At 40.3% G+C, this 10,118-nt stretch carries 10 protein-coding genes; 7 read left to right on the top strand and 3 right to left on the bottom strand.

From position 1 onward, the window contains the following. Nucleotides 1-499 precede the first annotated feature (499 nt). The gene (locus NI467_RS13850) at nucleotides 500-712 is read left to right on the top strand and encodes a hypothetical protein (protein ID WP_151204667.1); all 213 of its coding nucleotides are present in this window, start codon (nucleotides 500-502) and stop codon (nucleotides 710-712) included. Between the two features lie 216 nt (nucleotides 713-928). Here NI467_RS13850 and NI467_RS13855 read toward each other — a convergent pair whose 3' ends face one another. The 3 genes from NI467_RS13855 to NI467_RS13865 form a co-directional block, all read right to left on the bottom strand. After that, a complete protein-coding gene (locus NI467_RS13855; RefSeq protein ID WP_253153426.1) occupies nucleotides 929-1,279 on the bottom strand; it encodes a hypothetical protein in 351 nt (116 codons plus the stop codon). 217 nt (nucleotides 1,280-1,496) lie between these two features. Then, nucleotides 1,497-2,162, bottom strand: a complete 666-nt coding sequence (locus NI467_RS13860; RefSeq protein WP_253153427.1) for a hypothetical protein — start codon at nucleotides 2,160-2,162, stop codon at nucleotides 1,497-1,499. Nucleotides 2,163-2,258: 96 nt separating this feature from the next. After that, complete coding sequence (locus NI467_RS13865) at nucleotides 2,259-2,957, bottom strand: exonuclease domain-containing protein (RefSeq protein WP_253153428.1); 699 nt, start codon at nucleotides 2,955-2,957, stop codon at nucleotides 2,259-2,261. Between the two features lie 332 nt (nucleotides 2,958-3,289). Between NI467_RS13865 and NI467_RS13870 the strand changes: the two genes are divergently transcribed. From NI467_RS13870 to NI467_RS13895, 6 genes are all read left to right on the top strand, one after another. Then, a complete protein-coding gene (locus NI467_RS13870; RefSeq protein ID WP_253153429.1) occupies nucleotides 3,290-4,537 on the top strand; it encodes a S9 family peptidase in 1,248 nt (415 codons plus the stop codon). A gap of 153 nt (nucleotides 4,538-4,690) precedes the next feature. Continuing rightward, entirely contained in the window at nucleotides 4,691-5,944 is a 1,254-nt protein-coding gene (glyA, locus tag NI467_RS13875) for a serine hydroxymethyltransferase (RefSeq protein ID WP_151204662.1), read from the top strand. A gap of 295 nt (nucleotides 5,945-6,239) precedes the next feature. Beyond that, nucleotides 6,240-6,644, top strand: coding sequence for a nucleoside diphosphate kinase regulator (gene rnk / locus NI467_RS13880; protein WP_151204661.1), 405 nt, complete (start codon nucleotides 6,240-6,242; stop codon nucleotides 6,642-6,644). Nucleotides 6,645-6,939: 295 nt separating this feature from the next. Next, nucleotides 6,940-7,731 carry a tellurium resistance protein gene (locus NI467_RS13885; protein WP_253153430.1) on the top strand — a complete coding sequence of 264 codons (792 nt, stop codon included), beginning with the start codon at nucleotides 6,940-6,942 and terminating at the stop codon, nucleotides 7,729-7,731. 16 nt (nucleotides 7,732-7,747) lie between these two features. Continuing rightward, on the top strand, nucleotides 7,748-8,881 hold the full coding sequence (locus tag NI467_RS13890; RefSeq protein WP_174659533.1) for a toxic anion resistance protein: 1,134 nt from the start codon (nucleotides 7,748-7,750) through the stop codon (nucleotides 8,879-8,881). A 37-nt stretch (nucleotides 8,882-8,918) separates the two neighbouring features. After that, nucleotides 8,919-9,836 (top strand): hypothetical protein, encoded by a 918-nt coding sequence (locus tag NI467_RS13895; protein ID WP_253153431.1) that lies wholly within the window; start codon nucleotides 8,919-8,921, stop codon nucleotides 9,834-9,836. The last annotated feature ends 282 nt before the right edge of the window (nucleotides 9,837-10,118 follow it).

The raw sequence follows: 10,118 nt of genomic DNA on the forward strand, positions 1-10,118 counted from the left end.
CCGCAGATTATGCATGAATATTGAAAATTCTTTGGTACAAATAAGTAGCAAAAAGTAGATCGTTTTTTGATTTATGAAAGAGATCTAATAATCCGTTTTTAAAAATTCACAATTAAAATCTTGTATGGCTGTTTTTGGTGAAGTGTAAAAGACTATTGTAGCCTTAAAAAAGAGTGTTATATTAACTTCACGGTAGGTCAAAAAACAAACGACGCTACCAATTAGTTGGACGGATCAATGACAGTTAGTTGAGTTTGATGTCTAACATTAAACAATAAATCTAGCACTAGCCATCCAACACAGAGCTCGCAGAAATGCGAGCTTTTTAATTGGTTTTTTTAATTTTTGTCATACAAGTTAACCTATTTTAAAAGAATGATTCGCTATACTTTTTCCTGTTTAAATAAGTTTACATTGCCAAATTCGCTAACATTTTTAGGCTTAACAGCCAGTTCGAGTGTGTTATAAAAACCTTAGGAAAATAAAAGAGGGAAATAATATGTCAAAGATGATAGATATCAAGGTTAAAGATCAATACAGTAAAATTATTGATGCCAAAGCCTTATTGCGCTCACTTACAGATTATCAAGCTCCTACAGATCTGGTTAAAAAAATTGATCATATTGTGGTAGAGGGCGAGAAGATTTTACCAAGTATTGAGCTATTATTTGAAAGTCAGCAGTCCAGTTGTATTTACCGGGTAGTTGAATAATAAATGGAGTACATATCTCATGTCTCCAACAGTTTGCGTTAGAGCTCTAAGCTTAGCACCTTGGATGAAATAAAAAACTCACTATAAGGGTGAGTTTTTTATTTGGTATAAGAAGGTTTTACAGAAATCAGGTGAGCCAGTATTTAGTTTAAAACCTATAAAATCATATTCCATCCAGCAGTTCAAATTTGCGCTTTGATTTTAATCAATCTTCTATTAAAAAGATTTAAGCTGGACATTAACCTCATATTTTTCAAATTCTTTTAAAATAGTGCTTAGAATATGTTGTGCCGTAGCCTGCTCGGCACGCAGGATGAGTTCCTGCTGAAGCGTGCTATCAAAACATTCAATACCCTGTATTAGCCAATGGTGCTTGATCTGGCTTTTCTGGATCAGCACCCGGCGTGGTTGCAAGTGCTCACAGAGCTGCCGTGGCAATACAGAGCTAATAGCGAGTACGATATGTTCTATTTCTTCAGGCGGACTCATAAAAGTGATGACCCAGTGTCCTACTTTACTGAGCTGCATTGGATTGTCGAAGGTATCAAATTCTAGATAATATTGCATATAGCTGATCCAACTGGATGTAAACCTTGGTTATATGCGGGTAAATAACTGTTTTTTCTATCACGCTTAAGTATGGGTTTTGAGCATTTGAATTTGCTCTTAAAATAATTACTAAATAAAATCAAAAATATATATTATTGTCTCACTTAAATCTGATTGCTTTGAAGGATGAGTTAAGAGATTAAAAGACTAAATGATAGAGGAGCCTGTCATAGCCTTAATCAACAGTAGACTGGAGTTTTTGATAACTCAAATTAATCTGCTGCAATTTATAATTTAACTCTTGGGGATGGATTCGACTTTCTTGTAATGTGGTAATCCATCGCATCTGACAGCGTTTTAAATGCTGGATATTCGAAGCATTTAAAATATGTTGAATTTGCTCTTTAGCCATTAAACCACAATGTTTTTGCAAACTATCCATCATCATATATTTCAGATCTTCAAATGAAAGTGCCTGTAGTTCAGGAAGGAAAATTTCAGCACTTTTATTCAAGTTTTCTAAAAGGGCGATCGGGTCATCAGAAGTCGCCACTTCATTTATCGATAGAAGAGCATGATCGTTAGCGACCCGAGAATGAGAAGGACTTAAAGGTCGGTAATGAATCTCCGATTCTGTCAAACCTACTTTTGTCCCGACTTCTGGAAGAGTTCCGGTCTGATGTTGAGTGACAGCCTGCTTGTCGGCCGGCGTGATTAAGCCCATTTGACAGAGCTGCAGCAATAATTCAGGACGGGCAATATGCAGTCTGGAAGCTTCATTTAAGGAGTCAAACGCTTGGCTACCGATTAACACTAATAGTTGGCGCTGACGTGCAGTGAGGGGAAGGGACCGATTCTGTAACACATCCATCCCACGTTGAGTCTTATTAAAAAGTAACATCCTTGATCTATCTTCTGCTTAAATAAGCACCAGCATAGAAGGTGAAAATTACAATGATATTAAGGATATATTACGCTTTTGAGGATTAGCTGATGGTTATAAAGTCAGCACAGCTGCATTTTCCAGCGCTTTACGTAAATAAGGATCGAGTTCATCCTGGCGTAATAACCATTGCACATAGTCCGCTGGTAATTCAGCAATCGCTGTACCCCGATGCTTACCAAAATTAATGCTGCGTGGAATACGGGCATCTTCTGAAGCGGCATGCAGTTCTTCCAGACTGTTAATTTTCAGGTGATGCACAATATGCATCAGAATATTAGCGGTAAGAATGATATCCATATCTGCGCGATGTGCTTTACGAATCATCTCACGGGCCCGCTCACTACCTTTGGTAATCATATAAATGAGTGCGGAAATATTGTGGGCTTCTGCCTCTGGCCAGACCCGGCGAGCAAGGGCAAGGGTACAAATAGCTTTAATATTGGATGAATCTACACCACATTTTTCCAGAGCACGAATATCGTAATCAATATTATGTCCAATAATATAAGTGGTTTCTGTTGGAAGCTCGAAGCTGCTGTAATGTGGCTGTCCATCCAGATCAGATTGTAAAATATGATGCACAGCCATCGCTGCAAAAGAAATCGGCTCATCACATGAATATAACTGATCAAACAGTCGGCTTTTATCCAGACTGAGTTTATGGTCTACAATCTCTACAGGCGCATAGGCGATTTCAATCGGTTGACCATTCAGGGTGTGGGTTTCAGTATCGAGAATAATGGCCTGCATGTCGGAAATGTTCCTGAAAAGAGAGGAGAGTAAAATCTAACATTATTATTTTGCAACTGACAATCGAATTGCTTTATTTCTGTATTAATTGCAAGCTTTTTAACTTATGACGACTATTCGTATGGTTCTGGAGAGAAGAAACTCTCTATTTTAAAGTTTGCTGATTTCAGCATAAATTTAAACTGGCGCGAATTTAATAGAAAAAAATAACGCATTCTTTGCTTGATATTGTTTAGATAAGTTGGGAAATTATATGTGGTTTTATTGTTTATTAAAGATAAAACCAGAAAAACTCATTAGAGATGATAATAAATAAGATAAGGATAAGATCGATGAAACGTCAAGTATTGACCTGTGCTCTTCTCACATTAAGTGTAGCCTTAACTGCTTGTAACGATGATAGTGATAATGATCATTTTTACGAGTCCAAACCTGCTATTCCAGTAAATAATATCGATAATCCAGTCGTGGCCACACCTGTAGCCTACACTCAGACAGATTTCTCCGGGATCGCTGACGAAAGTGTGATCATGACTTATAAGATGTTAGGAATTAATGGTAAGGAAACACAAGCTACTGCATTAGTTTTTACACCCGCGGGAACACCTCCAGCTACAGGCTGGCCAATTGTGGCATGGGCACATGGAACTACCGGTGTAGCTGATCAGTGTGCGCCGAGTCGCAAAGCGCTGAATGATTATATTAAAGCCATGATTGGCGGGTTTCTCCAAGCTGGCTATATTGTAGTGGCACCTGACTATGAAGGTTTGGGAGAGCCGAGTGGAAAAGAACTTCATCCTTTCTTGAATCTGAAAAGTGAAGCTTATTCTATTACTGATGCGGTGGTGGCTGCACGAAATTATTTAGGTCCACAAGCATCCAGTCAATGGGTTGCTGTAGGGCATTCTCAAGGTGGCCAGGCAGCTTTAGGTGCTGCGCAATATGCAGCTCGTGCTTCTAAGATGACCTATAAAGGTACGGTAGCTTTAGCACCGGCTTCAAATTTCAATCTGATTTTGACAGGAGGTGAACAACAGGCAGGACAAGAAACAAATCTGGATAAAAAAATTGGAACTTTAGCGTCTTTAGATACCTTTACTGCACTGATTACTGCCGGTTTGCGTAACCCGAACCCGAATCTGCAATATAGCCAGATTTTTAAAACGCCAACCGATGAAATTGCGAAAAATGCAGAAACTGATTGCTATGATGTATTAGGTCAGAAGTTTGGTAGAGCAATGTATGCTTATGCACAATCAAATAATAACTCAGTAAATAATTATCCTCGCACTCAAACTAACTTTATGAGTATTCCAGTCGTAAAGAACTTTTTGGAAAAAGATTCTCAGCCTTTACTTGTTAAAGTTTCTACGCCAGTGATTATTTATCAGGGTTCAGCAGATAGTACTGTTCCTAAAGCAGCAACAGATGTTTTAGTTGCACTCGCTAAGCAGAAACAAACTTCAGTACGTTATATTACGGATGAGTCAAATGCGACTAAATGGGATCATGGTAGTGTCTATGCACTGAATATTCCTAGTATTATTTCAGATGTAAAATCTCTAATGCCAATTCAATAACTTATTTTTATCTGAATGGCTCATGTTTTTTAGGTATGAGCCATTTTTATTGCAAACTGCATAAAGTTCATGATCGAAAATCTCAAACTTCATGCTACAATACGCGCCAATCTTAGCACGGCTTAAAAGCCCTAAATTAATAGGACCTCGCTAATGTTTGCCAATATCTCTATTGCTGACTTTGATCCAGAATTAGCTCAAGCAATTTCGCAAGAAGATGCTCGTCAAGAAGCTCATATTGAGCTAATCGCTTCAGAAAACTACTGCTCACCAGCAGTTATGGAAGCACAAGGTTCAAAACTGACTAACAAATATGCGGAAGGCTACCCAGGCAAACGCTACTATGGCGGTTGCGAATATGTAGACGTAATTGAACAATTGGCCATTGACCGTGCTAAAGAACTCTTTGGTGCTGATTATGCTAACGTACAGCCACATGCCGGCTCACAAGCCAACTCTGCGGTTTACCTTGCACTGCTTAACCCGGGCGACACCGTTCTGGGTATGAGCCTGGCTCACGGTGGTCACTTGACTCATGGTGCAAAAGTTAGCTTCTCTGGTAAAACATATAACGCGATTCAATACGGTTTAAACCCGGAAACTGGCGAAATCGATTACGAAGAAGTTGAACGTTTGGCGGTAGAACACAAACCACGCATGATCGTCGCGGGTTTCTCTGCATATAGCCAAATTGTGGACTGGCAGCGTTTCCGTGAAATCGCGGATAAAGTTGGCGCTTACCTGTTTGTTGACATGGCGCATGTTGCAGGTCTGGTTGCGGCTGGTGTTTACCCAAGCCCGGTACAAATTGCTGACGTAACTACAACGACTACGCATAAAACACTTCGTGGCCCGCGCTCAGGTTTAATCCTTGCAAAAGCCAATGAAGAAATCGAGAAAAAACTACAGTCTGCGGTATTCCCGGGCAACCAAGGTGGTCCTTTAGTTCACGCGATAGCGGCTAAAGCGATCTGCTTTAAAGAAGCAATGGCACCTGAATACAAGGAATATCAACAACAGGTTGTGGTAAATGCTAAAGCAATGGCTGAAGTATTAATCGCACGTGGTTATGATGTAGTATCTGGTGGTACTGAAAATCACCTCTTCTTGTTATCTTTAATCAAACAAGACATCACCGGTAAAGATGCTGATGCCTGGTTAGGTGCGGCTCACATTACTGTGAACAAAAACTCTGTACCAAACGATCCACGTTCTCCATTCGTAACTTCAGGTATCCGTATTGGTACACCTGCAGTAACCACTCGTGGTTTCGGTGAAGCAGAAGTTCGTGACCTGGCTGGCTGGATTGCAGATATCCTGGACAGCAAAGGTGACGAGGCTGTGATTAATACAGTGAAAGAAAAAGTTGCAGCTGTTTGCGCGAAATTCCCTGTTTACGCAAAATAAGTCTGACTTGAGAAAAGCCCCCCTTCTCAAGGGGGCTTTTTTTATTAGGGAAAATTTTTTATTTCCTGTATCTTTTAAACGTGATTGGACTTTCCTTTTTCTGAAGAATTCAACCTGGGACGTGGCTGCAAGCTTTTAATCCGGTGATTTAAAAAATGCTCGAGACGACATAATTATGCTTGTTATGTGGTCCTGAACTTGATAGATATATTTCAAATCACTATTAAAAAATCGTTGAATATATTTTTTTCAATTTTATAGATTCTTCACTTATTTGTTTAACAAGGTAATTAAGATGGATAAACCAGTGATTATAATATCTGAACAGGATCTGCATCGTCTGGAAACGATGCTGGATAATCAGATGAAGCTTAGCGAGACCATGATGTCGCTGGAAGATGAACTGGCACGTGCAGAAGTCATGAAGCCGGATGAGATTCCAAGCAATATCGTTACGATGCATGCTCGCGTATTATTGACGATTGCACCATCTACCGAGTCTGTAGAAATTACCTTGGTTTACCCGCACGAGTTCAAAGGTGAAAAAGGTCAGCTTAATGTGGTCGCCCCTGTAGGAACTGCGATTTTAGGTTTGGCTGAAGGGCAAACCATTGAATGGCCACAGCCGGATGGTCATATGATGAAAGTGAAAATTGAAAAAGTGCTGTATCAGCCAGAACGCGAAGGGGATTTTTTATAATTCTGGATGGGTTGCAGAAAGAGCCATAGTGATATGGCTTTTTTTATACCTGTTTTATTCTTTTAAAGAAAAAGCCTTGGTTTTGATGCAGTTAAAACATATTTTTTACTTTGCTGACGATAAGTAGACGCGCTGCGCCAGCTTGATAAGACCATAATAAAATAAAGATAAAACATGAATTTAGTTAAAGCGCTGTAACGAATTTCTGGATAAATAAACACAATTCTGCTTCTTTCTTTGTTACATTCAATATATCCCCCTATACCCATTGTTAACAAAGGATAGACCTACGCTCATGTCTAGATTTGAAGCTTTACCAGCCTTGACTGACATGCCGATTGATCCTGCTCAGGTGCTGAAGATCAAGCGTAATGAACTTGTACCTCTTCTGAATGATCAGTATAAATTGAATCATTATGCAGAGCCGCTCATCCAGGCCCAATCTGTTTTATTAAATGGTGTTGATCCTCATTTAACCCGGCAACTGAGCCAAACCATTGAGCAGTTGATTCAGATGCTCTCTGAGTCAAAAAAATATCTGAAAAAGCGTAAATTTAATGCCCTGCAAAAATGGTTGGGGATGGATCTGGATTATGGTTCCAGTCAGATTGAATATTATAAAAAACTGGATGCCTTGCTGGATCAAGCCGCTCATTTGAGTACCAAGCTACAGGTCGAGATTCAGAAATCTCAGGCGCGTTTTCAGCAGTTGCTGGGTTTGCGTGAACAGATGGCCAGACATATTCTGGCAGCAGAAGAGTTTTTGTCAGAATATCCGCAGTTTGTGCAGAACCAGCATCCTCTGGATAATTTTTCAGAACGGCTTTCTAAAAAAGTGCATACTTTGCGTACGCTGCAAAGTAGTAATGATATTGCCATTACCCAGATGCAGCTTTCCCAGCAGCTGTCTTATACTTTGCTGGACCGGTTTAAGGAAGCACAGCAGGTACTGATTCCGGCTTGGCAATATCATGTCAAACAAAGCCAGATGAAACACTCGACAAGCGATCTGGAAAAACTTGATAATAGCCGCAACCGGCTGATTAAAACGTTAAAAAAGTCACTCGAGAAGCCCTCGGATACATAATAATATAAGGTGAACCATGACCAAATCTGATGTAGTAAATTTACCTGCCGAAAGCTCTACTGAACTGGCCGAAGAAAAATTTCAGCAAATGAATCTTAGAGAGCTCGGCTTGCAGCCTGCAGACTTTCAGGAAGTTTTGGCAGTACGTAAAGAGCTGCAGCAAATGAGTCATAACACTGTGGCTGAATATGGCAAGAATATTGCCAGTAAAACCTCGAGCTATACCGATGAGCTGCTGAATCTGGTGCAAAATAAAGACCTGGATGCAACTGGCCAAAAGCTGAATCAGGTTGTACAAGTGGCGCAGCAGCTCAATACCAGCAGCATTTTAAATAAAAGAAAAAGTTCAGGTTTTCTGGGCAATATCATCAATAAATTTAAAGGGGTGAAAGGTAATTTTGATACCCATTTCAATACTACCAAAGAACAGATTGATGTTTTGGTCAAGGAGATTGAAACCTCTCAGTCTGGCCTGAAAGCACGCGTCGATACCCTGGATAAAATGTTTGATGGCGTGCAGGATGAATATAAACAGCTGGGGATTCATATTGCAGCCGGGCGTTTACGTGAACAGGAGTTGCAGCAGGAAATCGCGCAACTGACTGCATTAGAACAGGATCAGAACACCACCCAGAAGATTTATGACCTGAATCATCTGGCCAATAATCTGGAAAAACGCATCAGTGATTTACAGGTCCTGCAGCAGTCTGCCATGCAAACCTTGCCGATGATCCGGATTATCCAATCCAACAACCTGATGCTGGTAGATAAATTTTACGCCATTAAAAATATTACCTTGCCAGCATGGAAAAACCAGATCAGTCTGGCCATCTCCTTGAATGAGCAAAAGAACAGTGTGCAGCTGGCCAATACCATTGATGATGCGACCAATGAACTGTTACGCCGTAATGCTGACCTGTTGCACCAGAATTCAGTGGATACCGCAAAAGCCAATCAGCGCTCGGTGATTGATATTGAAACGCTTGAACATGTGCAAAACACCCTCATTAAAACTGTGAATGATGTGATTCAGATTCAACAGGAAGGTGTACAGAAACGCAACGAAGCTACGCTGCGTTTAAAGGCGTTACAGGATAATCTGAATCAATTGGTGATTGAATCAAGTAGCAGCGGATCAAAGTCTGACTAAAACAGATGTGAGGCTTTGATCTATGAAGGAGTAGAGCTTGCCTCCCGTAGAAGACTATGTGCTAAAACCTCGTGACATCCAGCAAGGGGTAGTGGCTTTAAAAAAGCGTCAACGTAATTTGATGCTGTTAGGGCTCACCAGCTCGACTATATTTATCGCCTCAGTGGTTGGCCTGTTCTTTCAGCAAGAACTGGTTTATGGCTTTTTTGGTCTGGCTACCCAGATTCAGCAATTGCATTTACCGGTCAGTGTAGATGCCAATTTAGCAAGTATTGGTGATAGCCCGGATTATTTTTTTAGTCTGCTGAGCTGGTTTGGCTGGCTGATTTTTAAAACTTTTGCTTCCTTTATTGGCGCATTTTTTGTAATCGGTTTGCTCAAAAAGTTCCGTTTCTTTTTTGTGCGTTTCCAGTCCTTTGTGCTGAAGTTTGTGGGCTGGCTGATTGCTTTTATTCTGATCTGGTCAGGTCTGAGTTATTGGCAGCATGACCTGAAAAGTGATCGTGCTGATGCCTATAAGCAGGTGGTCTATTACGATAGCAATCTTAAGGACAGTGAAATTGCACGTTATCTTGCAGATGCCGATATTGCAGGCCCAGTAAAATCTTATTTACTTGCCCAAACTGCACTATTGCATAAACCCGTAGATTTGTCGGCGGCCAAACCCTATGTGTTGAATCTGGTTGAGGCAGAAAAGCAGGATGCCAAATTTGAGCAATATGGTTTTAAACCCGAGCAAATCTGGACCATGCAACAGCAGGTTTATGGCAAAAGTCTGACACCGCTGGCAAAAAGTGTGTCTACTCAGGTACAGCAGGCCGAGCAGTTGAGTCAATTTGCTCATATCGTTATTATTGCGGTTGCGATTTTATCCGCCATATTGAGCCTGATTTTATTTTTTTTGGCCCATCTCATCAAAAACCGTTCCTTAAAGATTGAACAGCGAATGTTCTAAATAAAAAATGCGTCGTATCAGGCGCATTTTTGTCTTTTTATTGAGAGTGAATCATGCGAAACCTAGAACTTCCATACTCAACTGAAAGAATGTATCCTGATATTTTGATCTAAAAAAACGATCATTAATATAAAAACAAACTGTTTCCTCTATTTTGTTATTTGACTTAAAATAGCGTCATTAAATAAAGATTTACTCCCTTGGAGATGTTAGCAATGTTGGATCAAAATACTTCCGCCCAACTCAAAACCTTACTTGAACGCCTTGAAGCGCCTATTGAGC

The organism is Acinetobacter sp. S4397-1, assembly GCF_024129285.1.
In the GTDB taxonomy this organism is placed as follows: Bacteria; Pseudomonadota; Gammaproteobacteria; order Pseudomonadales; family Moraxellaceae; genus Acinetobacter; species Acinetobacter lwoffii_C.